At 50.2% G+C, this 25,709-nt stretch carries 26 protein-coding genes; 13 read left to right on the top strand and 13 right to left on the bottom strand.

All coding sequences use genetic code 11. The annotated features are described in order from the left end of the window. Window positions 1-120: 120 nt before the first annotated feature. From coxB to SAR116_RS05675, 9 genes are all read left to right on the top strand, one after another. Complete coding sequence (gene coxB / locus SAR116_RS05710) at window positions 121-1,029, top strand: cytochrome c oxidase subunit II (RefSeq protein WP_013045992.1); 909 nt, start codon at window positions 121-123, stop codon at window positions 1,027-1,029. Between the two features lie 22 nt (window positions 1,030-1,051). Then, window positions 1,052-2,641: a cytochrome c oxidase subunit I gene (gene ctaD / locus SAR116_RS05705; protein ID WP_013045991.1), complete on the top strand. Its 1,590-nt coding sequence runs from the start codon at window positions 1,052-1,054 to the stop codon at window positions 2,639-2,641. A gap of 49 nt (window positions 2,642-2,690) precedes the next feature. Next, complete coding sequence (locus SAR116_RS05700) at window positions 2,691-3,611, top strand: heme o synthase (RefSeq protein ID WP_013045990.1); 921 nt, start codon at window positions 2,691-2,693, stop codon at window positions 3,609-3,611. Continuing rightward, on the top strand, window positions 3,608-3,763 hold the full coding sequence (locus SAR116_RS13705; protein WP_013045989.1) for a cytochrome c oxidase system small membrane protein: 156 nt from the start codon (window positions 3,608-3,610) through the stop codon (window positions 3,761-3,763). The genes SAR116_RS05700 and SAR116_RS13705 overlap by 4 nt, the downstream gene beginning before the upstream one ends. Next, the gene (locus tag SAR116_RS05695; protein ID WP_049757489.1) at window positions 3,760-4,320 is read left to right on the top strand and encodes a cytochrome c oxidase assembly protein; all 561 of its coding nucleotides are present in this window, start codon (window positions 3,760-3,762) and stop codon (window positions 4,318-4,320) included. The genes SAR116_RS13705 and SAR116_RS05695 overlap by 4 nt, the downstream gene beginning before the upstream one ends. Window positions 4,321-4,396: 76 nt before the next feature. Continuing rightward, on the top strand, window positions 4,397-5,182 hold the full coding sequence (locus SAR116_RS05690; RefSeq protein WP_013045987.1) for a cytochrome c oxidase subunit 3: 786 nt from the start codon (window positions 4,397-4,399) through the stop codon (window positions 5,180-5,182). Between the two features lie 131 nt (window positions 5,183-5,313). Next, entirely contained in the window at window positions 5,314-6,066 is a 753-nt protein-coding gene (locus SAR116_RS05685; protein ID WP_013045986.1) for an SURF1 family protein, read from the top strand. Then, window positions 6,066-7,475, top strand: a complete 1,410-nt coding sequence (gene thrC, locus SAR116_RS05680; protein WP_013045985.1) for a threonine synthase — start codon at window positions 6,066-6,068, stop codon at window positions 7,473-7,475. Before SAR116_RS05685 ends, thrC begins: the two co-directional genes overlap by 1 nt. After that, window positions 7,472-8,737, top strand: coding sequence for a M16 family metallopeptidase (locus SAR116_RS05675; protein ID WP_013045984.1), 1,266 nt, complete (start codon window positions 7,472-7,474; stop codon window positions 8,735-8,737). The genes thrC and SAR116_RS05675 overlap by 4 nt, the downstream gene beginning before the upstream one ends. Window positions 8,738-8,759: 22 nt before the next feature. Here SAR116_RS05675 and SAR116_RS05670 read toward each other — a convergent pair whose 3' ends face one another. Next, a complete protein-coding gene (locus tag SAR116_RS05670; RefSeq protein ID WP_013045983.1) occupies window positions 8,760-9,356 on the bottom strand; it encodes a YqgE/AlgH family protein in 597 nt (198 codons plus the stop codon). 112 nt (window positions 9,357-9,468) lie between these two features. On the opposite strand from SAR116_RS05670, the gene SAR116_RS05665 reads away from it, so the two are divergent. Both SAR116_RS05665 and SAR116_RS05660 read left to right on the top strand, forming a co-directional pair. Further along, window positions 9,469-11,649 carry a protein-disulfide reductase DsbD family protein gene (locus SAR116_RS05665; protein WP_013045982.1) on the top strand — a complete coding sequence of 727 codons (2,181 nt, stop codon included), beginning with the start codon at window positions 9,469-9,471 and terminating at the stop codon, window positions 11,647-11,649. 72 nt (window positions 11,650-11,721) lie between these two features. Beyond that, window positions 11,722-12,207, top strand: coding sequence for a peroxiredoxin (locus tag SAR116_RS05660; RefSeq protein ID WP_013045981.1), 486 nt, complete (start codon window positions 11,722-11,724; stop codon window positions 12,205-12,207). An 8-nt stretch (window positions 12,208-12,215) separates the two neighbouring features. Here the strand turns inward: SAR116_RS05660 and rnhA are convergent, their stop codons facing one another. The 3 genes from rnhA to ispH are packed head-to-tail and all read right to left on the bottom strand — an operon-like array spanning window position 12,216 to window position 14,595. Next, on the bottom strand, window positions 12,216-12,653 hold the full coding sequence (gene rnhA / locus SAR116_RS05655; protein WP_013045980.1) for a ribonuclease HI: 438 nt from the start codon (window positions 12,651-12,653) through the stop codon (window positions 12,216-12,218). Continuing rightward, window positions 12,650-13,615, bottom strand: coding sequence for a homoserine kinase (locus SAR116_RS05650; RefSeq protein ID WP_013045979.1), 966 nt, complete (start codon window positions 13,613-13,615; stop codon window positions 12,650-12,652). The genes rnhA and SAR116_RS05650 overlap by 4 nt, the downstream gene beginning before the upstream one ends. A gap of 23 nt (window positions 13,616-13,638) precedes the next feature. Continuing rightward, a complete protein-coding gene (gene ispH, locus SAR116_RS05645; RefSeq protein WP_013045978.1) occupies window positions 13,639-14,595 on the bottom strand; it encodes a 4-hydroxy-3-methylbut-2-enyl diphosphate reductase in 957 nt (318 codons plus the stop codon). A gap of 70 nt (window positions 14,596-14,665) precedes the next feature. On the opposite strand from ispH, the gene SAR116_RS05640 reads away from it, so the two are divergent. Continuing rightward, window positions 14,666-15,151 carry a hypothetical protein gene (locus SAR116_RS05640; protein WP_013045977.1) on the top strand — a complete coding sequence of 162 codons (486 nt, stop codon included), beginning with the start codon at window positions 14,666-14,668 and terminating at the stop codon, window positions 15,149-15,151. A 66-nt stretch (window positions 15,152-15,217) separates the two neighbouring features. Here the strand turns inward: SAR116_RS05640 and atpF are convergent, their stop codons facing one another. The 8 genes from atpF to SAR116_RS05600 form a co-directional block, all read right to left on the bottom strand. After that, window positions 15,218-15,706 carry a F0F1 ATP synthase subunit B gene (gene atpF, locus SAR116_RS05635; RefSeq protein ID WP_013045976.1) on the bottom strand — a complete coding sequence of 163 codons (489 nt, stop codon included), beginning with the start codon at window positions 15,704-15,706 and terminating at the stop codon, window positions 15,218-15,220. Then, window positions 15,706-16,311, bottom strand: coding sequence for a F0F1 ATP synthase subunit B family protein (locus tag SAR116_RS05630; RefSeq protein ID WP_013045975.1), 606 nt, complete (start codon window positions 16,309-16,311; stop codon window positions 15,706-15,708). The genes atpF and SAR116_RS05630 overlap by 1 nt, the downstream gene beginning before the upstream one ends. 64 nt (window positions 16,312-16,375) lie before the next feature. Continuing rightward, window positions 16,376-16,603 (bottom strand): F0F1 ATP synthase subunit C, encoded by a 228-nt coding sequence (locus SAR116_RS05625; protein WP_013045974.1) that lies wholly within the window; start codon window positions 16,601-16,603, stop codon window positions 16,376-16,378. Between the two features lie 84 nt (window positions 16,604-16,687). Next, window positions 16,688-17,449 (bottom strand): F0F1 ATP synthase subunit A, encoded by a 762-nt coding sequence (locus tag SAR116_RS05620; protein ID WP_013045973.1) that lies wholly within the window; start codon window positions 17,447-17,449, stop codon window positions 16,688-16,690. Beyond that, window positions 17,442-17,816, bottom strand: a complete 375-nt coding sequence (locus SAR116_RS05615) for an AtpZ/AtpI family protein (RefSeq protein WP_013045972.1) — start codon at window positions 17,814-17,816, stop codon at window positions 17,442-17,444. Before SAR116_RS05615 ends, SAR116_RS05620 begins: the two co-directional genes overlap by 8 nt. A gap of 294 nt (window positions 17,817-18,110) precedes the next feature. Beyond that, window positions 18,111-21,509, bottom strand: a complete 3,399-nt coding sequence (locus SAR116_RS05610) for an AAA family ATPase (protein WP_013045971.1) — start codon at window positions 21,507-21,509, stop codon at window positions 18,111-18,113. Between the two features lie 52 nt (window positions 21,510-21,561). Next, a complete protein-coding gene (locus SAR116_RS05605; protein ID WP_013045970.1) occupies window positions 21,562-22,233 on the bottom strand; it encodes a DsbA family protein in 672 nt (223 codons plus the stop codon). Between the two features lie 108 nt (window positions 22,234-22,341). Further along, window positions 22,342-22,833, bottom strand: a complete 492-nt coding sequence (locus SAR116_RS05600; RefSeq protein WP_041860791.1) for a DUF721 domain-containing protein — start codon at window positions 22,831-22,833, stop codon at window positions 22,342-22,344. 170 nt (window positions 22,834-23,003) lie between these two features. Between SAR116_RS05600 and mutY the strand changes: the two genes are divergently transcribed. Beyond that, a complete protein-coding gene (gene mutY, locus SAR116_RS05595) occupies window positions 23,004-24,122 on the top strand; it encodes an A/G-specific adenine glycosylase (RefSeq protein ID WP_013045968.1) in 1,119 nt (372 codons plus the stop codon). On the opposite strand, the gene purH is transcribed toward mutY, so the two are convergent. Next, a complete protein-coding gene (purH, locus tag SAR116_RS05590; RefSeq protein ID WP_041860790.1) occupies window positions 24,119-25,693 on the bottom strand; it encodes a bifunctional phosphoribosylaminoimidazolecarboxamide formyltransferase/IMP cyclohydrolase in 1,575 nt (524 codons plus the stop codon). The genes mutY and purH overlap by 4 nt on opposite strands. Between the last annotated feature and the right edge of the window lie 16 nt (window positions 25,694-25,709).

The following is a 25,709-nucleotide window of genomic DNA, read 5'->3' as shown; positions in this document are numbered from 1 at the left end:
GCACGGGGCTATCATCTTGTGTTGAAACAGTCTAAATATTCTGGGCTCAAAGATTGAATTATGATTTATGAGCATGCTTATTGATCTTTTGCGGATCTCGATATTTTGGGAGAAAAATCCATGCCGTCTTTGGCTAACATCTTGTTGGATCTGAAAACTGGTTCGCGCCGCACTGGCGTCGCGACCATTACTGTTGCGCTGAGTAGCTTTATTGGGTTTGTTTTTGCTAGCAACATGGCATTTGCCGCGGTGCCACAGCCATGGCAAATGGACTTGCAACCTCCTGCAGGTAGCATCGCCGAAATGGCCACGGATCTTCATAATCTTCTGTTGGTAGTGATCACGGCCATTACACTTTTTGTCCTTGGTCTGCTGATTTATGTTGGTGTCAAGTTTCGCGCTGCGGCCAATCCAGTGCCGTCACGGACATCGCACAACGCGGTGATTGAAGTTTTGTGGACAGTTATTCCGGTGCTTATTCTTGTGGGCATCGCTATTCCGTCGTTCCGCCTGCTTTATTATATGGACCGTACAAATGAAACCGATATGGTGATCAAGGTAACGGGCAACCAATGGTACTGGAATTATGAATATCCGGATGATGGTGTCGCCTTTGACAGCTATATGGTTGAAGAAGCCGATCTTCAGCCTGGTCAGATTCGCCTGCTATCGGTTGATAACCCGATGGTGGTGCCGGAAAACACCCGTATCAAACTGCTTATCACCGGAAATGATGTTATGCATTCGTTCTTCGTGCCTTCATTGGCTGTTCAGATTTATGCTTTTATTGGCCGGACCAACGAAGCATGGATTGATGTGCCAACTGGTGCCAACACCTATTATGGCCAGTGCAACCAGATTTGTGGCATCAACCATGCCTATATGCCGATCGAAGTGAAGTCATTGCCAAAAGACGAATATGCGGCATGGCTAGCGAATGCCAAGCAAGAATTTGCAAGCGCTGACGCGGTCGCGCCTGCCATCGAAAACATCACACCTGAAACAACTGTTTTAGCGTTAGCCAAATAACGCAAACGAAGAGGAAATTAATATGAGTGCGCAAGCCCACGCCCACGCTGATCACGGTGCCCCTTCAAGTTTTGTGCGCCGTTGGCTTTATTCAACAAACCATAAAGACATCGGCACCATGTATCTGGTGTTTTCTATCCTTGCCGCCTTTATCGGTGGCGGCCTATCAGTCTATATGCGTATGGAACTGATGGAGCCAGGTGTTCAATATATGGCTGATGGCCATGTATGGAATGTGTTCACCACGGCCCATGGTCTTATCATGGTGTTCTTTGTGGTCATGCCTGGATTGATTGGTGGTTTTGGTAACTGGTTTGTGCCCATCATGATTGGCGCGCCGGACATGGCCTTTCCGCGGATGAATAATATCAGCTTCTGGTTATTGCCACCGTCATTTATTCTGTTGCTGTTATCGGCTGTGATGGATGGTGGTGCTGGTGTTGGCTGGACTATATATCCACCTTTATCATCATCTTCTGGTACGCCAGGCATGTCGATGGATCTGGCTATCTTCTCACTTCACCTTGCTGGTGCTTCATCAATTCTTGGTGCAGCAAACTTCATCACAACGATCTTTAATATGCGTACGCCTGGCATGACATTGCACAAGATGCCTTTGTTTGCGTGGTCAATGCTGATTACTGCATTTTTGCTGTTGCTGGCAGTGCCGGTTCTGGCAGGTGCAATCACCATGCTGTTGACAGATCGTAATTTCGGCACGACCTTCTTCATCCCTGAAGGCGGTGGTGATCCAATCCTGTTCTTGCATTTATTCTGGTTCTTTGGTCACCCCGAAGTGTATATCATGATTTTGCCAGCCTTTGGTATTGTCAGCCATATTGTATCGACCTTCTCGAAGAAGCCCGTATTTGGATATCTAGGCATGGCCTATGCCATGGTGTCGATTGGCTTTGTCGGCTTCATCGTCTGGGCACACCATATGTATACCGTTGGCATGAGTGTTGATACCCGTGCCTATTTCACTGCGGCCACCATGGTGATCGCAGTGCCGACAGGTGTTAAAATCTTTTCATGGATTGCGACAATGTGGGGCGGATCAATTACCTTCCGCACGCCAATGCTGTGGGCAATAGGTTTTATCTTCCTGTTTACCCTTGGTGGTGTGACAGGTGTGGTACTGTCTAATGCGGGTCTTGATGTGGTTCTGCACAATACTTATTACGTTATTGCGCATTTCCATTATGTCTTGTCGCTTGGTGCGGTGTTTGGTCTGTTTGCAGGCTTCTATTACTGGTTCCCGAAAATGACCGGTTATGAATATTCGGAAACACTTGGCAAGCTCCATTTCTGGATTACCTTTATTGGTGTGAACTTGACCTTTTTCCCGATGCATTTTCTGGGGCTGGCAGGTATGCCACGTCGTTATATTGATTATCCTGACGCCTTTGCAGGCTGGAACATGGTTGCGTCGATTGGTTCGTTTGTGGGTGCGTTTGGTGCCTTGTTGTTCCTGTACGTCATTGCCGAAGCCTTTTATGTTAAGCGTCGTTCTGCAGATAATCCATATGGCGAAGGCGCTACAACGCTGGAATGGCAGGTTGCGTCACCGCCGCCTTACCATACCTTTGACGAGCTACCAAAGGTCAAATAACCCTGTCATGACAGGCTCATAAGCTAGTCATGGTAAAAAAGGAAACGTGATGTCAGTCACATCGGATCATCAAATTGCGTCACCTGCCGACGGCTTTAGCGGGCCGTCGGTTGGCGACTTCTGGGCGTTGTTAAAGCCCCGGGTTATGAGCCTGGTGATTTTTACCGGCTTTGCGGGTATGTATCTGGCACCTGGAACATTGCACCCACTTGTTTTTGGGATCTCTTTATTTGCCATTGCTGCGGGTGCTGGTGCCTCTGGTGCTATCAACCAATGGTATGACCGTGACATTGATGCGGTTATGTCGCGTACAAAAAGCCGTCCAATTCCGGCAGGGGTTATGATCCCTGCTGAAGCCTTGACATTAGGCCTTGTTGTATCAGCGTTTTCGGTCTTGTTGCTTGGCCTTGCGGCAAACTGGCTTGCGGCGGGGTTGCTTGCCTTCACGATCTTTTTTTATGCCGTTATCTATACGGTATGGCTGAAACGAAGCACCCCGCAGAATATTGTCATTGGCGGTGCGGCTGGTGCTTTGCCCCCCGTCATTGGGTGGGCCGCGGTTACGGGTGGTGTTTCAATCGAGCCAATCCTGCTTTTTGCCATTATCTTTATCTGGACGCCGCCTCATTTCTGGGCTTTGGCGCTGGTTAAAAACGATGATTATAAAGCGGCTGGCGTGCCGATGTTACCGGTTGTGGCGGGTGAAGACGAAACCCGTAAACAGATACTGATCTATGCGGTGCTACTGGCGCCTTTGGCAGTGATCCCGTCCTTTATTGGTATGGCGTCATGGGTTTATGGTGCGTTTGCTGCCGTGGCTGGCGCTATATTTATTGCCATGTCATGGCGTATCTGGGCCAGCAAAAGCAATGTTCTTGCGATGCGCCTGTTTGCCTATTCAATCATCTATCTGTTTCTGATTTTCCTTGGTTTGGTGCTTGATCACTTTGTGACAGGTTCGGTGCTATGAACAAGCTAGATCAACAAGCCCCGACACCCAAAACGGCCAAAGAGATGCAGCGTATGCGCAGAGATCGTAATCTGGCCGTGCTTGGCATTATCGTCGGTTTGGTTGTGTTGTTCTATGTATTGACACTGGTTAAAATTGGCGGTGCGTCATGACTGTGCGGACGATTCCAGCACCATCGCCAGCTAAGGGTAACAAGCGCATGCTCATTATCCTTGGTGCGCTGGTCGCGGCAATGGTTGGGCTGGCTTATGCGTCGGTGCCACTTTACGATCTGTTTTGCAGGGTAACTGGCTATGGCGGCACAACGCAGATAGCCGAAAATGTGAATGACGATATAATTTATGACCATCCTGTAAAAGTCCGCTTTGATGCGAATGTGATACCGGCGCTGAATTGGTCATTTGTGCCTGTTGATAAGCCGGTCACGTTGAATCCTGGCGAAGAGATTGTAATCAACTACCGGGCAACTAATCTGGCTGATGTGCCGACTACTGGCACTTCTACATTTAATGTAACGCCGGTCAAAGCCGGACAGTATTTTATGAAGCTTGATTGCTTTTGCTTCATTGAACAGACATTACAGCCTGGTGAGTCGGTTGATATGCCAGTCCGGTTCTTTGTCGATCCCGAAATTGCAAAAGATGAGAATACGCTGGATGTGAATGAAATCATTTTATCATACACTTTCTTTCCGGCGATAGACGGTTAACTGATTAGAGACTAAAATAGTCGTGGTGAGGTGGCGCTACTTAAAATGGTAGATGCCAGATTATAAGGAGACTAAAATGAGCGGTGCAAACAAACACCCGTATCATCTTGTAGAAGCTAGCCCGTGGCCAGCAGTGGGGTCGGCAGCGGCCTTTACGATGGCAATGGGTGCCGTGATGTATATGCATGAAGTTGCATATGGCACAGCGCTATTGGGCGTAGGCTTTGGTTTGGTGTTACTGACCATGTTCATGTGGTGGCGCGATATAATTCGTGAAGCTGAATATCAGGGGCACCATACCCCAATTGTTCAAATCGGTATGCGTTATGGCATGATGCTGTTTATTGCGTCTGAAATCATGTTTTTTGTGGCTTTCTTTTGGGCGTTCTTTGATCGCGCGCTGTTTCCGAATGATGGTATTTGGCCGCCAGAAGGGATCACAACTTTTGATCCGTTTGATCTGCCGCTTATCAATACGCTGATCCTGCTTCTGTCGGGTTGTACGGTCACGTGGGCGCATCACGCCATGCAGCATGGCAACCGCAAGGATTTCATGAATGGTCTTGGCCTTACAGTATTGCTTGGTATTAGCTTTACCGCTTTGCAGGCGCTGGAATATTCGCATGCGCCATTTGGATTTACCGATGGTGTTTATCCATCTGTGTTCTATATGGCGACAGGCTTTCACGGTTTTCACGTGATTGTTGGCACCTTGTTCTTGGCGGTTTGCTGGTTCCGTGGTGCAGCGGGGCATTTCTCACCAAAGCAGCATTTCGGTTTCGAGGCAGCAGCTTGGTATTGGCATTTTGTTGACGTCGTATGGCTGTTTCTGTTTGCTGCTATATATTGGTGGGGTGGGTGATCCCCATGTCTTGAAAAGTCTTGAGGAGCGCTTACGCAATAGCGCTCCTTTTTTATTGCACGACTTATGCTAAAGCGGCCTTTATAATGAGGCATCTATAGATATGTGCATAGAATGGTAACAGGTATTACATGATCAAATTCCGTCCCTTTCTCTGGATGAGTGTTGTGGCAATTCCAGCTTTTGCTGTTTTGCTGATGCTTGGCACGTGGCAGTTGCAACGCCTGCAATGGAAAAATGATCTTATCAGCAGCTTTGAAGCCCGGTCACTGGCGCCGGCCATAGCCCCGCCTGCGGTTGATATGCTGACCGACGACTATGAATTTCGTCGTCTTGAACTTGTCGGCAGTTTTGCGCATGACCAAGAATTATATATGACAGGCAAGACCTATGAAGGTAATGCTGGTTTTCATGTGGTGACGCCCATGACATTGACCGATGGCCGCATCATTATGGTCAATCGGGGGTGGGTATCCGAGGATTATCGTGATCCAGCGAAACGAACCTTTTCGCTAGTATCAGGTCAGGTAACGGTTGATGCCATTTTACGCATGCCTGGCCAAAAGGGCTATTTTGTTCCTGAAAATGAGCCTGACAACGGCTTTTGGTTTACTGTGAACCCGCAACAGATGATCACGCATCTGGGACTGGCTGATAGTGGTATCACCGCCTTTTATGCGGATAGCTTGCGTACAAGCGATGTCGTAACCTTGCCAATCGCGGCGAAGACCGAACTGAATTTGCGTAATGCACATCTTAGCTATGCTATGACATGGTATGGTATCGCGCTTGGTTTGCTAGCTGTATATCTGGCATTTCATCATCAGGCCGGGCGTCTTACATTCGCAAACCCAGCGGCAAAGCAAGATGACGGAGACGCATAATGCAGTATATCAGCACCCGGGGCAATGACGGGCCGTTAGGCTTTGAAGATGCGCTTCTGAGTGGGCTTGCGCGTGATGGTGGGCTATATCTGCCAACGGAATGGCCACGCTTTTCTATCGACGAAATCCGGTCAATGCAGGGGTTGTCCTATACCGAGCTAGCGGGTCGGATCATGGCACCTTTCTGTGAGGGTGAAATTGATCAGGCTGAACTCACAAGCATGGCGCGTGACGCCTATGCTGGGTTTGACGATCCGGCGATCGCCCCTTTGGTAAAGCTGAATGATAACATCCATGTATTAGAGCTGTTTCATGGCCCAACCATTGCCTTTAAAGATTATGCGATGCAGTTTCTGGCGCGCGCTTTTGACCGCGCCTTGCAGGCACATGGCAAGCAGGCTGTTATTTTGGGTGCTACCAGTGGCGATACAGGTTCGGCGGCGCTAGAGGCTTTTCAGGGACGTGATGCGGTTGACGTATTCATTCTGTTTCCTGAAGGCCGTGTTTCACCAGTTCAGCAACGTCAGATGACATCGGTGGATGCGCCAGGTGTGCATGCGGTTGCTGTGCCAAGTGATTTTGATGCGTGCCAGGATATTGTTAAAACGCTGTTCAACGCGCATGAATTCCGCGATCAGGTAAATCTGTCGGCGGTTAATTCGATCAATTGGGCGCGTTTGATGCCGCAGATAGTCTATTATTTTTCATCGGCACTTAGCCTAGGCGCGCCAGATATAAAAGTCGCCTTTTCGGTACCAACAGGTAACTTCGGCAATGTGTTTGCCGGCTATGTAGCCGCGCAGATGGGTTTGCCAGTTGAACGCTTGATCGTGGCGTCGAATCAGAATGATATTCTAACGCGCTTTTTTGAAAGCGGTACGATGCAGCGCGAAGCTGTTGCCCCATCACATAGCCCGTCGATGGATATTCAGGTATCAAGCAATTTTGAGCGGCTGTTATTCGAATTGCTGGGGCGTGATGGTAATGCGGTGAATGAGGCTATGGCTACATTTGCCAAGACCGGACGCTTTGATGTTGACGCATCGGTGCTAGAAGAGGCGCATAATATATTTGCTGGATACCGGCTTGATGATGCAGCTACGATTGCTGAAATACGCCATAGCGCAACTATTGATCACATGGTGCTTGATCCGCATAGTGCGGTTGGAGTTGGTGCGGCGCGAATGGCGCTGGCCGATGGCACAATTCCGGCGGGTGTACCGGTTATATCGCTGGCCTGCGCGCATCCGGCAAAATTTCAGGATGCTGTCGCCTCGGCAACAGGCGAAACACCAGCTTTGCCGACGCATCTGTCCGATCTGATGTCACGGTCTGAAAAACAGCTATTCGCCGATGCCACACCAGATGCTGTAAAAGCGCTGGTGTTACAGGAAAAACGCAGCATATGAGTGCCGCAAAGCTGACCACGCTCGCCAATGGTTTAGGCGTTGCAACCCGGACCATGCCACATGCCCAAACCATTTCGATTGGTATCTGGGTACAGGTTGGTGCGCGTGATGAACGGGACAATGAACAGGGCATCGCTCATATGTTGGAACATATGGCCTTCAAAGGCACCAGTAGCCGTGATGCGCTGGCGATTGCCACCGAGGTTGAAGATGTTGGCGGCTTCATGAATGCGCATACCAGCCGTGAAGAAACAGCCTATTATGTAAGGATACTGCCTGAACATCTTGATCTAGGCATCGATATTCTGGCTGATATTCTCACCTGCTCGACTTTGCCCGAAGATGAAATCGAACGTGAACGCGGCGTTATTATTCAGGAAATTGGCCAGTCAGCTGATACGCCGGATGATATGGTTTTTGATTTATTTGCTGAATCAACGCATGGTGGCCATACGCTGGGCCGACCTATATTAGGTACAGTGGATAGTGTTTCGGCCTTCACCCAGGGCGATCTGGCAGGTTTCATGAAGCGGCATTACGGTGCCGGACAGATGCTTGTCTGCGCGGCAGGGAAAATTGATCATGACGATCTTGTTGGCCGTATTACAGATGCGATAGGGACGATCAAAACAGCCGAACATGCCACCCGGAATAGACCGGCTTGGCAGGCTGGCCGCAGTATTTTGACACGTGAGCTTGAACAGGCGCATGTTATCTTTGGGTTGCCAGCGCCATCAGCGACCGCATCAGATCGTTTTTCCTTAATGGCATTATCAACGCTTTACGGTGGTGGCATGTCATCGCGTCTGTTTCAGCAAGTGCGTGAAAAACGTGGACTATGTTATTCGATTTTTTCCTTTCCAACGCTTTATTCCGACTGTGGTGTGTTTGGCGTTTATGCAGGCACATCAGCTGACAAGGTTGATGAAATGCTTCGCGTTTCAGCAGGCGAACTGGCAGCTATCGCAGCAAAAGTGACGGATGAGGAAGTTGCCCGCGCCAAAGCCCAAATCCGTGCCAATCTGTTGATGAGCCGTGAGTCGGTCGCGGCATGTGGTGATGCGCTAGCGCGCCAGATCACTTTATTTGGTGAGCCACAGGATGATGGTGATCTGCTTGATGCTATTGATGCGATCACATCAGATGCGGTTAGCAAAGTGGCAGCCGATTTGATCGCGGCGGGTGACCCGGCTGTAGCGCTGGTTGGGCCAACGGACAATATCATGTCCAATAGCCAGCTTAGTGCGGCGTTGTCAGCTTAATATAACGGATAGATTTAGTGTTTCAGGCGTTACCAGCCGTGCCCGTATAATGCGCGGGGTTAATGCCAAGCGCGGCATAGGTTTCATCCCATATGTCGTCAGTGTTGCACTCAAACACAAGCTCATGTGATGCGGGCAGGGTAAGCCATGCATTGGCGGCGATTTCGGCATCTAGCTGGCCGCCACCCCATCCGGCATAGCCAAGTGAGATAATCGACTGCGATGGTCCGGTTCCATTGCTGATATCTTCCAGAATATCCAGGCTTGTGGTCAGGCCGATTTCATGTGTAATGGGGTTACTTTCGGGCAGCATATGATCTTGTGAATGCACAACAAAGCCGCGATTTCCATCAACGGGGCCACCAATGAAAACAGGTTGTTCAGCGCAGAAGCGCGGGGTGCCTATTTCAAGTGTTTCATATAGGCTACCCAAATTAAGCTTTTCTGATTGCTGGTTGATCACAAATCCCATGGCTGACTGATCGTCATGTTGGCACATCAGAATAACCGCTTTTTGAAACCGTGGATCAAGCATTTGCGGTACAGCAATCAGTAAATGCCCTTGTAATCCTTTAGGCGCGTGTATCGTGTTTGGTGAAGCTGGGCTTGATGATGACACGGTTCAGCTTGTTTCCTTTGTTTTATGTCTTATCTAGATTAGACAGCTAATCGGATAATTGGTAAAGAGCTATTCTAGTTTTACCTAAAGCGTCGGTCATGTGGATCAGCTAATGAAAAACAGCCTTTCATTGAAATCAGACAGATATAGCCTGTCGGTTTGGCATATATGCCAGCGCGAAGTCACCTATCTGTTGATGGCGCTTATCACTCTGATTCCATCTATTTTTATGCCGTCATCTGCCAATGCGGCGGATAGCATATGGATAGGCGATCCGTCCATGGCTGAAATGCGGCTGATTTCGGCAGTTGACGGTACTGGGCGCTTGGAAAATATTCCACTAGGGCTCGAATTCCGGATGGCACCAGGCTGGAAGATTTATTGGCGCACGCCGGGTGAGGCAGGACTTCCCCCCTCGATCAATCTGGATCAGAATTTTAACAAAGCCTTGTCGGCGCAGGTCGCATGGCCAGCTCCCAAAAGATTTAATGCTTTTGGCTTTGATAATTTCGGCTATGCCGAACATGTTGTTCTGCCGATTTCGCTTGCTGGACATATAAGCGGCACACCGCTACAGCTAACCGCTGATGTTGAAGCGCTTGTCTGTGCGGATATCTGTGTTCCGCTTGCTGGTACGCTGGATCTTGATATAGCCAATGGCGTCGCCATGCCGACCATACATACGCAGATGATCGCCGAATATGCGTCGGCAGTTCCGCGGCCGGGTTCAGCCCCCAATATCAACGCCCAGGCGATATGGCATGATAGGGAAAATCTCTATGTCCGGTTCGCGGCACTAACGGCACCTATAGAGGATATTTTTGTCGAAGGCATTGATGGCGTCGCATTTAAAAAACCCGAGATGAATGGCCAGACAGCCCGAATCGCCATGCAGGGCACATTGCCTGAAAATATGATCGGCATGCCGGTAACATTGACCGTTGTTGGCCAGCCATCACGCGCGGGGCTTGGCAAAGGTGATATTGAACTTGCCGAGGCGCGATTATTCATTGGTACGGCGTCTGAGGTTACACATTCTGACTCACAGACTACCGCTTCACTTGCACTTGGCGCGATCTTGTTTACGGCGTTTCTGGGTGGTCTTATTCTGAATCTGATGCCATGTGTGTTACCTGTTCTGGCGATCAAGGTGACATCGATATTATCGGTGGCTGGTATGTCGGCAGGTCATGTAAGGCGACGTTTTCTAGCATCTGCCGCGGGCATCTTGGTCAGCTTTATGATCTTGGCGGCAGGCCTTGGTACCTTGCGCTATGCTGGGGCACAAATTGGCTGGGGCATTCAATTCCAGAATCCGGTATTTTTGATTGCCATGGCATTGGTCATAAGCCTGTTTGCTTTGATTATGCTTGACCGGGTGACTGTTCCGATACCGGCTTTTGTTTCGCGATTATCGGCTGGTGCAGGCTCAGGTTACGCGGGAGATTTTCTGGCTGGCATGCTGGCAACCTTACTGGCTACACCCTGTTCGGCGCCCTTTGTTGGCACCGCAATCACGGCGGCCTTGACAGGTAATGATATCATGCTTGTTGGTATTTTTGCCGCTATGGGGTTTGGCCTTGCATTGCCGTGGCTGTTGCTAGCGCTATGGCCGCAAGCGGTTGCATTTTTGCCTAAGCCTGGCCGTTGGATGGTGTCGATGAAATATGTGCTGGCCTTATTCCTAGGCGGCACAGTGATTTGGCTTTTAACTATTTTTCATACGCTAGGTGGGTCTGACGCAACACGTGCTGTCGTGGTTATTTTGGTGTTAGGCTTCGGCTTGGTTGCCTTTCGCGGGTTTACGGTTCGAATCGCCCGTCTGATCATGTCCTTTACGGTGGTTGCGGCACTGGCTGTGCCCATTATGATGTCGCCAGACTTGCCGGAACAGCCATTACCTGAGGCGATACTTGGCGTTGATGTGGCGTGGCAACCATGGCATGTCAAAGGCATAGATATGTATCTGGCCAAGGGGCAGGTGGTTTTTGTTGATGTAACCGCTGACTGGTGTATCACCTGCAAGGTAAATAAGCGGTTTGTTATAAATGATCCGGCGATTGCCGCACGCCTAGGCACAGCGCGACAGCAGGGTAAGCTGGTCATGTTGCAAGCCGATTGGACACGCCCTGATCGTGATATATCGCGGTTTTTGGCACAATATGGCCGCTTTGGTATCCCCTTTAATGCTATATTCAGCCCGTCGCATCCTTCTGGTATCATCCTGCCTGAATTGCTGACGACGGATATTGTGGATAGACATCTTGATTTAGCCGGATTAGGTGTCAACTAGGTTTGATTTATGGTCATGTTCGTTGTACTAGTGTGACTGTATATCAATATATACATATGAAAGACTTATATAATGACCATTGTAGCCGGACAGAACATGCCTTCTGCAAACTTTCAGATCAAATCTGATGAGGGTATAAATGCGTTTTCAACGGATGATTATTTCAAGGATTGCCGTGTTGTTATGTTTGCTGTGCCAGGGGCTTTTACGCCCACTTGTTCGGCCAGACATATGCCTAGTTACCTTGAACATGCTGACGCGCTAAAGCAGGCTGGCATTGATAAAATCGCCTGTCTTTCGATAAATGACGCCCATGTGATGCATGCGTGGGGCGAAACTAATCAGGCCGATGGTATCATAGACATGATAGCGGATATGGACGGGTCATTTTCACGCGCGCTTGGTATTGAGGTCAATATGGGCGCGATCCTAGGCAAGCGCGCTACACGTTGTGCCATGATTGTCGATAATGGGCTTGTCACGCATGTGCTGATGGAAGAACCGGGCGAATTTGTAGTTTCAAGTGCCGAGAATGTTCTGGCAACATTAAACGCTTAGTCGCCAGTTCACTTCAGGCTTTCGGCGGCGCTTCGTGCCAGCACGTCACAACGTTCATTGAGTTCGTTACCTGCATGACCTTTAACCCAATGCCAGGTGATCTGATGACGTTGGGTGGCCGCATCAAGCTGTTCCCATAAATCCTGATTGGCGACAGGTTTCTTGGCCGCCGTACGCCAGCCATTTGCTTTCCAGCGTGCCATCCAGTCAGTGACGCCATTCATGACATATTTGCTGTCAGTATGAAGTTCGACCTGCATTGGACGGCTTAGCGCATTCAGTCCTTCAATGGCGGCTTGCAATTCCATGCGATTGTTGGTCGTATCGGCCACACTACCTGATAATTCTTTTTCCGTGCCCCGCCAATTCAGAATCGCTGCCCAGCCGCCGGGGCCAGGATTGCTCAGGCATGACCCGTCGGTATGGATCGTCACACTAGTGCTCATTGATAGAATCCATAGGCGCTAGGCCCCGAAACTGATTGATGAAATCGCAATATAGACCAATATTCCATTGGATCCTTTGGGCTGACCAGCGCATCTTTTGGCGTGTTCATCCAGTCATATAGCCGGGTTAGAAAGAAACGCATTGCCGATCCGGCGGCCAGAACAGGAATATTGTTAATTTCGTCATCACTCAGTTTCCGAACTGACTGATAGCCGTTAATCAACGCCCGCGACTTGGTCATGTTAAAACTGCCATCAGCCTCAAAACACCATGAATTCAGACAGATGCCTATGTCATAGGCAAGAATATCTTCACAGGCAAAATAGAAATCGATCAATCCGGTTAGATCATCACCCATAAACAATACATTATTGGGGAAAAGATCAGCATGGATAATGCCGCGGGGCAGATCATTTGGCCAGTTGCTGGTAATATGCGCTAGCCGCTTTTCAACCTGCATTAACATATCATCACCAAGTTCATTGGTTCGGCTACCGACAGAGTCAAGCAGGGACTTCCATGATTCGGGTCCAAGCGCGTTGGGGCGTGTTTTGGAAATACCCTCAGCATTGATATGTAATTGGGCAAGCGCGGTGCCAAGATTACGGCATTTAGTCCGGTTAGGGAAACGCGACGATGTACCATCAAGAAATGTGAAAATTGCGCAGGGACGCCCCATTATCTCCGACAGAACCGAACCGTCCTTGGCCGCAACTGGCAGCGGGCAATTCATCCCTTTGCCTGCCAGATGTTCCATCAATTCGACAAAAAATGGTAAATCATCTGCTTGCACACGCTTTTCATACAGCGTCAGGATAAAATGCGCTTTCGTCGTGCGTAACAGATAATTGGAATTTTCAACACCTTCGGCAATGCCAGCAAAGCTGATAACGCTGCCAATATCATAATTTGACAGAAATTCTGTCAATGTGGTGTCGTCAACTTCGGTGTAAACGGCCATGATATGCTTCTGTTGCCTGGATATTAGTTTTGTAAAATGGACGGTAATTTAAAGGTCATATTCTCTTTTACATGTCCATGCTCGACAACATCAATATCGTATCGTGATTTTATCGCCTCTAGTAAATCGCTGACCAGAATTTCAGGCGCAGATGCCCCTGCTGAAATGCCGATATGTGTGGCTTTTTTGACCATATCCCAATCAACAGCATGTTTATCGGCAACCAACCGTGCCTGTTTGGCACCGCTTCGTAACGCAACTTCGACAAGGCGTTGTGAGTTTGAAGAATTCTCAGCACCAATCACCAGCATCAGATCCAACCCTTTGGCCATATCCTTGACAGCATTCTGGCGATTTGTTGTGGCATAGCAGATATCTTCGCCACGAGGGCCTGTGATGTCAGGAAAGCGGAATTGTAAAACGGAAATGATGGCTGCTGTATCATCAACTGACAATGTGGTCTGGGTTGCAAAAGCTAGCGCCGCATCATCTGGTGGCATCACCTTTTGGGCATCTTCAACAGTTTCAATCAGGGTAATTTCATCGGCGGCAACCTGTCCCATTGTGCCTTCGACTTCAGGGTGGCCTGCATGTCCGATCAGCAAAATATGCCGTTTCTGGGCGGCATGGCGCTGGGCTTCGATATGTACTTTTGTTACCAGCGGGCAGGTGGCATCAACAGCAATCATATTATGCTCTTTGGCTTCGGCAACAACGGCTTTGGCAACGCCATGCGCGGAAAACACCACTGGCGCCCCTGTAGGCACCTCATCAAGTTCCTGCACAAATACAGCGCCTTTATTGGCCAGATCATCAACCACGGTTTTATTATGCACAATCTCGTGTCGTACATAGACGGGCGCACCATATTTCTCTAGCGCAACCTCGACAATACGCACCGCGCGATCTACCCCGGCACAAAATCCACGAGGTGCGGCAAGGATGATTTTTTTCGTAGCTACTTTTTCATTAATATCCATAGACTGTTCATGCGCGATTAGGGCGATTAGGTCAATTGCTGTTAGGTGAAAAAGACGTTAGAATGCACATATGAAACACTTAAAATCCTCTTTATTTTCCTCTTCGCGGCTGTTTGGCTATTTGCTCGGATGTTCGTTCGTGGCAATGGCGGCATGTTCCAAATCAGATACTGTGGTTGTGTGCCCATCGGTAACTGCACCAGAAGAAGGCGCCCGTGTCTTTGTTCAGGCTGATGAAAGCAAGCAGATCGTTGATGTCCGCTTTAACGGTGTACGGTCGAGTTGCAAAGCGCAGAATGATGGTACAATTAAAATGGAAATTAAGGCAGGATTGAAATTATCACGTAATCTTAATCAGAATGCGTTAGCAGATATCGTGGCGGTGCCCATGATGACCGCTATTCTCGATGCTAATGATGTCGTGATCTCTAACGATGTGTTTGGGTACCGCAACGGTTTTGATAAAGATGTTGCTAAACTCTATCCGGTTGCTGAGATGGACTTCGAGGTGCCTGTTGGTGGCCGTATCGTTCTTAGTTTGCAACCAAATCACTAAATCATAAATCAAAGACAAATAAAAAGGCGCTGCGCGGCGCCTTTTATATATGGGTTTTGATCTGGTCTAGTTCAGCTTTTCGATTTCTGCCGCAGCTTCGTCAATCATCGCCAGGCTGGCATCTTTGTCCAGCTTGCTACTGATAATTTCAGTGGCGGTGGCGACAGCCAGACTGGCTGCACGTTCCCGAAGTTCGGCAACCATATTGGCTTCAGCCGCCTTGATCTTAGCGGTGGCCTGCGCTTCCCGCCGTTTTACGGCATCATTAGCGTTCTTTTCAGCAGTTTCGCGAATACGTTCAGCCGTGATTTCGGCATTTTTGATGATTACCTTTGCTTCATCGGCAGCTTCGCGATGAAGCCGTTGATAATTATGCAATTCGGTGATGGCTGCGTCACGCAGATCTTTTGCCTCTGCAAGATCAGCTCTGATTTTTTCAGAACGTTCATCCAGCATAGTGGCTAGTACCGCACCCGCTTTTTTCCATACCAGTATAACAAAAAACACAAAGGCAACTGCAACCCAGACTGACTCCATTACGATACCGTCTTCCATCAGTTACTCTCCTGCGGGGTCATCGTTTTAGCCAGTGACTTGACCGTTTTTTCGGCTTGCGCTTTGGTGGCCTTGATGCCTGTTAAATGCTGGGTAGCGGCAATAGCGGCATCAACAGCAACAGCATTGAGACTTTCCATAGCTTCAGACCGCGCCTTTGCCAGCTTGGCTTCAGCCGCCTGCGCTTTGGTTGCCAGCTTCTTGCTGAGTTTGGCATTGGCAGCTTCTGCGCTTTGTGTCGCTTTGACAGCGGCGTCTTTGGCATATGCGGCGGCCTCTGCTCTGGCCGTTTCCAGTGTTTCTTCGTAGCCAGCACGGATCTTGGCAGCATCTTCGCTTGATTCACGGGCTTTAGCCAGATCATCATCAAGCCGTTTACGACGTTCTTCAAGCACAGTGCCAATGCGTGGTGTTACGATACGGGACATGATGACATAGCCAATCGCGAACAGCACAATAAGCCAGAAAATCTGAGATGGCCATGTTGTGACGTCAAGTTGCGGCAAACCTGGCTTACCAGCATCGGCGGCAAATGCAGAATGGCTGACAAGTGTTATCGTCGAAACAACTGACATGCACTTCAATATTTTAAATTGGTTCTTCATTAATATCCCCTTGCTTGTCTGCCAGTATCCCGACAGACAAGTCATGGAATGAAATGGCCTGCCTTTAAAGAGCAAACAATAGCAATAGCGCAACAACAAGAGCAAACAGCGCAATAGCTTCGGTCAAGGCAAAACCAAGAATACCGATGCCAAATACTTCGCTACGTGCCGCAGGATTGCGTGCAATAGAGGTTACAAGTGCCGAAAAGATGTTGCCAATACCAAGGGCAACACCATGAAGAGCGATAACGGCCAAACCGGCACCGATCATTTTTGCAGCTTCTGCGTCCATTTTAATAGTCCTTCCATGTTTAAACAGTTCGATTAATCAACACCGCTATTGATTACGCTAGCGGAATGCGTTGCGCCTCATCTTCTAGTGAAGATGCAAAGCGTCATTCAAATACATACATGTCAAAATGGTGAATACATAGGCTTGTAGCACGGCCACCAATACTTCAAGTCCGGTCAGGCCAATCAGGGCGATAAACGGGAAGATAGACCCTGCCATAGCAGCGCCACCAACACCTGAAATCATCACTGCCAGACCGGCAAATACCTTCAGCATAGTGTGACCAGCAAGCATATTAGCGAACAGTCGAACCGAAAGGCTGACAGGGCGCACAAAATACGAGATCACCTCAATAATAATCAGAAACGGTATCAGCGCCTTTGGTGCACCTGCAGGTACAAAGAAGCTGAAGAAATGCAGACCATGCTTAAACAGCGCGAGTACAGTCAACGCCAGGAAAACGAAGGCTGCCATAACGAATGTCACAACTATCTGTGATGTGAATGTGTATGAATAGGGAATCAGACCAAGCAAATTGCCGAACAGCAAAAACACAAACAGCGTAAAAATAAATGGAAAGTAAGGACGGCCTTCATTACCGACATTGCTGCGCACCATATCAGCGACAAACTCATACATCATCTCGGCCAGTCCCTGCATACGGCCAGGGATCAGTTCACGCTTACGCATCGCCGAAATCAGAAAAACCGAGCTCACCACAATTGCGAGCAACATGAAAAGGCTTGAATTGGTAAAGGAGACGTCTTGACCACCAATTGAAAGATCAAAAATAGGCTTGATCTCAAATTGCGCGACCGGTGAATGCATTCCTTGAGAGTTACTCATTCCTCTCTCGCTCCTTATCTGTATCCGACGTCTGCTTATGCTCGTCGAAATAACCTGCCGCTAGACCGCGACCGGTAAAAATACGCCACACATTAAGCATGCCGGCAATGGCGCCTAAGAAAAACAACACCAATAGAAATAATGGTGATGTATCCAGCCATTTATCCAGTGCCCATCCGATAAAAGCCCCGACTATGACACCAGCAACCAGTTCGGTTGCTACCCGGCCCATAATTGCCCCCATTCCTTTCGGAAGGGCAGACCGGCTTGGTTGGTCACCTTTCTGAGTCTCCTGTTGCATCGCATTGATGCGGCGTTCGATATCTTTTAGGCGCTTATCACCGCCTTCATTATCATCAACGCTCATTCAGCAGTTCCAGATCCCCGACTCATCACTATTACAGAGGCGGGTTTGTACCGTTATCCAACTTGGATAAGGAAGGTTTCCTGTCGTTTGTCTAATGCACCTTTTCGCTTGGGAGTAGCCAAATTCATGCAATTACGCACATGGTTCAGCCACGCTTAAAACGCGCTCAAAATAGGGGACTGCATCGGCTTTTGTCAAGCATTCAATAGAGCCAAAATTGACGCAGCTTCTGGGGGTGTTGTGGGGGGTGCAAAAGTTGCTAACTTAACCAGTCTTTCAGACACCAAAATCAGGCTAAGCTACCGCCGTATCACGCATTCTTTCGGCAGCTTGAAGATCGACAGATACCAGTTTTGACAGCCCACGCTGTTCCATCGTAATTCCGAATAGACGATCCATACGGGCCATGGTCATACGGTGATGAGTGATTACAAGGAATCGGGTCTCGGTTTTGCCGACAATATCACGAAGCAAGTCGCAGAAACGCGCTACATTCGAATCGTCAAGCGGGGCATCAACCTCATCAAGCACACAAATTGGCGCTGGATTGGTCAAAAATACAGCAAAAATGATGGCTAATGCTGTCAAAGCCTGTTCGCCGCCAGATAGTAACGACAGTGATTGCAGGCGTTTGCCTGGCGGGCTAGCCATAATTTCCAGCCCAGCTTCAAGGGGGTCGTCGGCTTCGGTAAGCTGTAATTCGGCAGTGCCACCGCCAAATAGCTTTTTGAATAATTCTTTGAAATGGCCATTCACTTCGGCAAAACTGGCCAGTAATCGTTCACGGCCTTCACGGTTCAACTGGCTGATCGCGGCGCGTAATTTTGCTATGGCGGCTAGCAAATCTTCACTTTCCGCTTCCATGTTGGCGATGCGACTGGCGACTTCTTCCATTTCGACTTCGGCGCGCAAATTAACGGGGCCAATATTGTCACGCTCGCGCAAAAGCCGCTGCACCTTATCATCCAATGTGGCCACTGGTGGCAAGGCATCAGCTGATTCTACATTGGCAATCTCGGCAATCTGATCGGGTGTGCAGTCTAGTTTTTCATGAATACGGTCTTTAATATCATGCAACAGCGCTTTGCCACGCTCTTGCGCGCCCTCGGCACGAATTTGGCTTTCCCGGGCTTCGCCAAGTGCCCCTTCGGCGATCCGCTGGGCGGTTTCGACCTCGCCAAGTTGGGTTTCGGCTTTGATCAGCAGGTCGCTGGCTTCCTGACGGGCGGTATTGGCAGCTTCCAGCCGATCCCCCATTTCCAGACGGCGCTTTTCAATATCGGCGGGCATCTGCTCAAGGCGTTGCTGTTCCTGCTTGCCATTTTCAAACCGTGTTTCTAATTCGGCGACACGGCTTGCGGCGCCATCAAGTCGGCGTTGCCATGCGGTCTGCTCGGTGCTGGATGATGTCAATCGTTCGTCAGCAGTGCGCAGAATTTCTTCAAGTCGTGTATCTGCCTGCATCGCTTGGTTTAGCGTCTGTCGGGCCTGTTCGGCCATATTGCGGCATGATGTCTCTTGATCGGCAAGCATGGTTTCGTCACCAAGTTCGGCCAGTTGTGTTTCGCAGACCTTTATATCGGCAATAAGCGTATCAAGATTTGCGGCCAGTTCGGTTGCGCGTTCCTTACCAGCAGATAGTTTGAGGGCATCTGATTCGGCACGACGGCGTGCTTCACCAAAAGACTGTTCACTGGCAATAGATGCCTGACGGGCATGTTGAACAGCCGCGCGGTTTGTATCGAGAGCCTGCTGTGCAGATGCGGTTTTTTCGGCCATCGCTTCGGCATCTTTACCCAGTTTTATGGCATCTGTCTGCAACGTTTCAAGACGACGGCGCTGGCGGATTCGTTCGGCACTTCGGTCATTCTGGTTGGCATGCCGGACAAATCCGTCCCATCGCCATAGATGTCCGCTTTTGGTGGTAACCGCCTGTCCTGGGCGAAGCGATGACTGTATGGATTCGGCTGTGGCTTCATCCTCGACAACGCCAACACCGGCAAGGGCACTGTTCAGTGCATTTGACCCGCTGACAAAATCAGCTAGCGGCAAAGTACCTTCAGGCGGTGTTAGATCGCTATGTGCCATGCCATCACGCCAATAGCTATGCGTGCCTGTATCGGCTGGGGCGGTCAATTCATCAGCCAGATAGGCGGCCAAGGCTGTTTCCATATCATCTTTAACCGAAAGTTGATCAACAATTGGCGTATCTTGATTTTCGCCATTATCGGCAAGCAGATATTCAAGCGCGTCGATTTCAGCCTGAATGCGGGTGATTTGCGCTTCGGTTTCACGTTCATCAGCTTTGGTCGTATCAGCAAGCGTCTGTGCATCTCCAAGAGTGGCTTCGACTTTTTCCAACGCTTTTTGTGCGTTGGCAAAATTGGCCTCGGCCTCAACAAGTCCGGCACTTGATACTTTGGTTTGAGCCCCAAGCGCGTCCAGTGACAGATCGGCAAGACTTTGTGTCGCTTTTTGCCGTCTGGCAAGTAGATCATTTAGCCGTGTTGTCAGGCCATTGCGTGATGTTGCCGCTGATCTCAATAAAGCGCTAGCATCGGCAAGCGCTACTTCGGCAGTGTTTGCATGGGCGCGGGCGGCTTCCAGTCCGGTGCGCGCGGCTTCACGGCGCGGCGCGGCGTCATCAATCTGTTGCTGAAGCGTTTCGGTTTCGCTGGTGAGGGCTTCAATGGCAATCTTGGCGTCTTCGCGTAAACCATTTTCACGATTGATGTCGGCGTTAATCTGTGCCTGCTGGGCGTCTAGCTGATGCAGCGCCTCTTTCAGGCGGGCTTCTTCGCGGTCAAGTTCGTCATGGCCGATGGCGAGGCGTTGATATTCAGCAGCACGCGCGGCTTCGGCATTCCGAAGTGGGGGCAATTGCGCCGCAAGCTCACTGCGTGTTGTGGCAATAGTGGCTGCCTCTGAGGTTCTGCTTGCGACTAACAATTTTGCCTGATTTAGATCGGCTTCGGCGCCGGCCAGATCATTCTGGGCGCTTGTCCAACGGGCAAAAAGCAATTGTGCTTCGGCTTGTCGGATGCGATCGGCAACCGAACGGTAACGCGCCGCCTGACGCGCCTGTTTCTTTAATGAATCGCGTTGTTCGATAAGGCCGGCAATAACGTCATCGAGCCGCTCAAGATTGGTTTCGGCAGCCCGCAGACGTAATTCGGCTTCATGACGGCGGGCATGCAAGCCGCGGATATTGGCCGCTTCTTCCAGCAAGGCACGTCGATCCACCGGTTTCGCCCCCACAATCGCCCCAATACGTCCCTGACTGACAATGCCAGATGAACGTGCGCCTGTCGCGGTATCGGCAAATAGCAGTTGCACATCACGAGCGCGGGCTGGTTTGGCGTTGACATAATAGCTACTGCCTTTGCCACGCTCGATTTTACGGGTGATTTCCAATTCATCGTCATTGTTGAATTCGGCGGGCGCGCGACGCTTGCTGTTATCCAGCTTCAAGGTGATTTCAGCAAGGTTACGGGCTGGCCGCTGGTCGGTGCCGGCAAAAATCACATCATCCATTTCGCCGCCACGCATCTGCCGTGCCGAACTTTCACCCATTACCCAGCGCAAACCCTCGACGACATTGGATTTGCCACAGCCATTCGGCCCGACAATGCCAGTCAACCCGGATTCGATTTCAACTTCGGCCACTTCGGCAAAAGATTTGAAACCTGCCATTTTCAGGGTGCGGAAAATCACGTGTTTGCGCTCATCAAATGTCTATAGGAACTTAAGCGCCATAAGCGTTTATTTCTTCGGCAAATGTTTCATAATTCATATTGCCTGATAACAGCTTGTCATCATTGATAACAAAACTTGGCGTTGAACTGACATTCCAGTCATCCAGCGCTGCTTGACGCATTTCGACAAGCTTTTCCAGCAAAGCCCGATTACTCATAATTTTGTTGAATTCGGCGCCGCTGATACCAGCAAGGCGGGCAATTTTCATAAGTGCAGCCAATGGATCTTCGGCGCGCACCCATTGTTTATGTTGTGACATCAACGCCTTAACCATCGGAAAATATCTGGTTGCTGGCAATGATCGTGCTAGCGCATGTCCGCGCAAAGCAAGCCCGTCAAGCGGGAAAGGGCGCATTTCAAACTGAATAAGCCCACGTTCGATCATATCGCTTTTGACCTTTGGAAAGGTGACATTGTGAAAATTGGCACAATGCCCACAAGTCATCGAGAAATATTCGACAACTTTGATCGGTGCCTTGGCATTGCCCATAATACGTGGGGCACTGATATGGGCAATAATATCATCGTCAGCTGCCAATGCTTGCATGCTTGCCACAAACGGACTTGCCACGGTGATAGCGGCACCAAACAGGCCTGAGGAAAAATGCCGCCGCGAGATGCTGGTTGTAATAGATTTGTATGTGATGTCAGTCTTTGTCATGGGTCTGATTGTAATCCAAGGGTTAAAGGTGAGCAATCGATGAATCTAGCTATGGGCTATATATTTCGCAAGAATATGGCATGATTAAGGACAAAGACATGCCTGAATTCAGGATTTATCAAGCGGTGTCCCAAGTCGGCGCAAGGCTGCGCGTAATTCGGGCGAGGCCACCTTCTTCAGCTTTTCATCCAGCGACCATATATCAGGCGCATTGGCATCGTCCGAAGATATGCCTTGCTCGCTCGATTCGGTCTTTGCTGGCGGCGATAGGCTTTGTACCAGCGTGATCCGGCCAACCGCATTATAACCAAAGGCCGCATTTACACGGTCTATGATCTGCGCACTCATGGCTTGCGCTTGGGGGCCCCGCCCATAAGTGATCGCCAGTTTTAGCACTCCGTCATTTTGTTTGCCACGATCAAAGGATAAGCTGGCAGGCTGGCACCATTCGGCAATATCCCCGACAATGTCTGGCCAATGCGAAATCAGGCGGCTGATAACAAACCCGCGTGCCTGTGCGCTTGGTGCTACCATATCTTCGACCATCGTTGACAGTCTGGACATACGGTTTTTGCGGTGTGGTTGCTTCGGTTCGCTCATTGGCATACTGGCTTATATTTGGACTATGGGTTTTATGATCTATCGATCAGATGTCATATGAATCTTTAACAGTCTGGCATGCTTAACCACAATAATGTAGTTAAATAAATGCCAATCACTAACAGGTGGGCGGTGTATGTAACCCCTTAACAGAGGGCAACAAGGTCATTATGCCTAATAATCATGCCGATACACAAATGGTTACCCACAATAGTGACATAAGTGTAAATGATAGTGCCTTTGACCCGGTGGCTTTGTTTGCATGGTATGATCGTCATGGACGCGATTTGCCATGGCGCCACCGCTGGCCAGCCTTGGCACCTGCCTATCATGTCTGGCTATCCGAAATCATGCTACAGCAGACCGTTGTGGCAACTGTGATTCCCTATTTTCTTGATTTCACGCGCCGCTGGCCTGACGTGACAGCCCTTGCCAGCGCGCCGCTTGATGATGTGCTGGCGGCATGGGCGGGGCTTGGCTATTACGCGCGGGCGCGCAATTTGCATAAAGCGGCTAACAAAGTCGCGTTTGAGCTTGGCGGTATATTTCCAGCCGATGTAGGCGGTTTGCGTGATTTACCCGGCATCGGCCCCTATACCGCCGGGGCCATCAGTGCCATTGCCTTTGGTCAGCACTCAACCGTTGTTGATGGTAATATCGAACGTGTGCTGGCGCGCCAATATGCTGTTACCACGCCGTTACCAGCGGCCAAGGTGGAAATCAGCGCAATTTATGCAGCTATCCGTCCAGATCAGCGCCCGTCCGATTTTCCACAGGCATTGATGGATTTTGCCAATGCCGTCTGCACGGTCAAAGCCCCCGGATGCAGTAGCTGTCCGCTAGCCACATCCTGCATTGCGGGGCGGCAAGGTACCGCCGCCAGCTTTCCGGTAAAGACCGCTAAAAAGCCAAAGCCGGCACGTCGCGGCATTGCCTTTGTCGCGTTTGATGCCGAGGGGCGTTGTCTGCTGGTCAAACGTCCGGATAAAGGGTTGCTTGGCGGGATGCTGGCGTTTCCCTCAGTCGGATGGGATCACCGTGCCCCCGACAGTGTCGCTAGTCTTGATGATGCACCTTTTGCGGCTGACTGGGTGATTCTGGATGATCCGGTACAGCATGTTTTCACGCATTTTGCCCTCGATATGCAGGTTGCCGTGACACGCCTTGATACAGGCATAAGTCCTGATCTGCCTGACGGGATTGATGCCAACTGGGTCACCCCGCGCGCTGCCGACCTGCCTAGCCTGATGCGCAAGGTGCTAAAGGCGGTTCAGCCCCACTACCCCTAATGATTAAAATGCCGCATGCCGGTAAAGACCATCGCCAGACCGACCTCATCCGCCGCCGCGATGACCTCGTCATCTTTCATTGATCCGCCAGGCTGGATAATCGCCGTGCTACCGGCCTTGGCAATCGCTTCCAGCCCGTCGGCAAACGGGAAAAATGCGTCCGATGCGGCTACCGACCCTGTGGTGCGCGGGGTGTCCCAGCCGTTCAACTTGGCCATATCTGCCGCCTTTTGCACGGCGATACGCGCCGAATCGATCCGGCTCATCTGGCCAGCCCCGACACCGGCAGTGATCGCGTCTTTGACAAATACGATCGCGTTGGATTTGACATGCTTGGTGACTTTCCACGCAAACAGCATATCGTCAATCTCGGCGTCAGACGGGATTCGTCGCGTCACGATCTTCAGATCATTGCGGGTGATGATGCCATTATCGCGTGTTTGCACCAGAAATCCGCCTGCCACTGATTTGAAAACAGGCGCAGAGACCGCCGGATCAGGCATCGCCCCGGTCAGCAAAAGCCGCAGATTGGGTTTGGCCTGCATTACGGCGATTGCTGCATCCGACGCGTCTGGCGCAATCACAACTTCGGTGAAAATGCTGGTGATGGCATGGGCAAGCGCTTCGTCAAGTGGCCGGTTCAACGCAACGATCCCGCCAAAGGCACTTACTGGATCGGCAGCCAGCGCGTGTTGCCATGCGTCGGTCATGCTGCCGGCACTGGCCACTCCGCACGGATTGGCGTGCTTGATAATCGCCACTGTTGGCGCATCAAATTCGGCGACAAGTTCAAAGGCGGCATTCGTGTCATTGATATTGTTATAGGATAGAGGCTTGCCCTGAAGCTGGCGTGCGTTGGTCACGCCCGGACGGTCGTCGCCATGGCTATAGAGGGCGGCTTGCTGATGCGGGTTTTCGCCATAACGTAGCGCGTTGACACGGGTACCAGCAAGACTCGCACTCTTGGGCAGATTAGCTTCATCTGATGCCATCCAGTTAGCAATTGCGCTATCATAGGCGGCGGTACGGGCAAAGGCAGTCATCGCTAGCTTCTGGCGTAGCGCAAGGCTGGTGCCACCATGGGTTATGATTTCTGATCCTGCTACCTCATAATCAGCCGGATCGCAGATCACAGTCACAAAATCATGGTTTTTTGCGGCTGCACGGATCATCGCGGGTCCACCAATATCAATATTTTCGATTAGTTCGCTGCGGTCATCGGTGCGTTTTAAAGTGGCTTCAAAAGGATATAGATTCACCACCAGCAAATCGATATTGTCGATGGATTCGGCTTTCATCGCGGCAAGATCGGCGTCATTATCGCGCCGTGCAAGCAATCCGCCATGGATTTTCGGATGCAAGGTTTTGACACGTCCATCCATAATTTCGGGAAAGCCGGTAACAGCCGAAACGTCGGTCACATCTAGTCCGGCTTCGCGTAGCATTTTTGCCGTGCCTCCGGTCGATAATAGCTCGATTCCTGCTGCTGCCAAAGTGGCGGCAAAGGCGGCAAGGCCGGTCTTGTCTGAAACCGATAAAAGGGCGCGGCGGATAGGGCGTATCATAGTCACATGTCCAGCAATGAAA

The organism is Candidatus Puniceispirillum marinum IMCC1322, assembly GCF_000024465.1.
GTDB classification, from domain to species: Bacteria; Pseudomonadota; Alphaproteobacteria; order Puniceispirillales; family Puniceispirillaceae; genus Puniceispirillum; species Puniceispirillum marinum.
The sequence above is the reverse complement of the archived record's forward strand: the minus strand, read 5'-3'. Positions and strand labels throughout refer to the sequence as shown.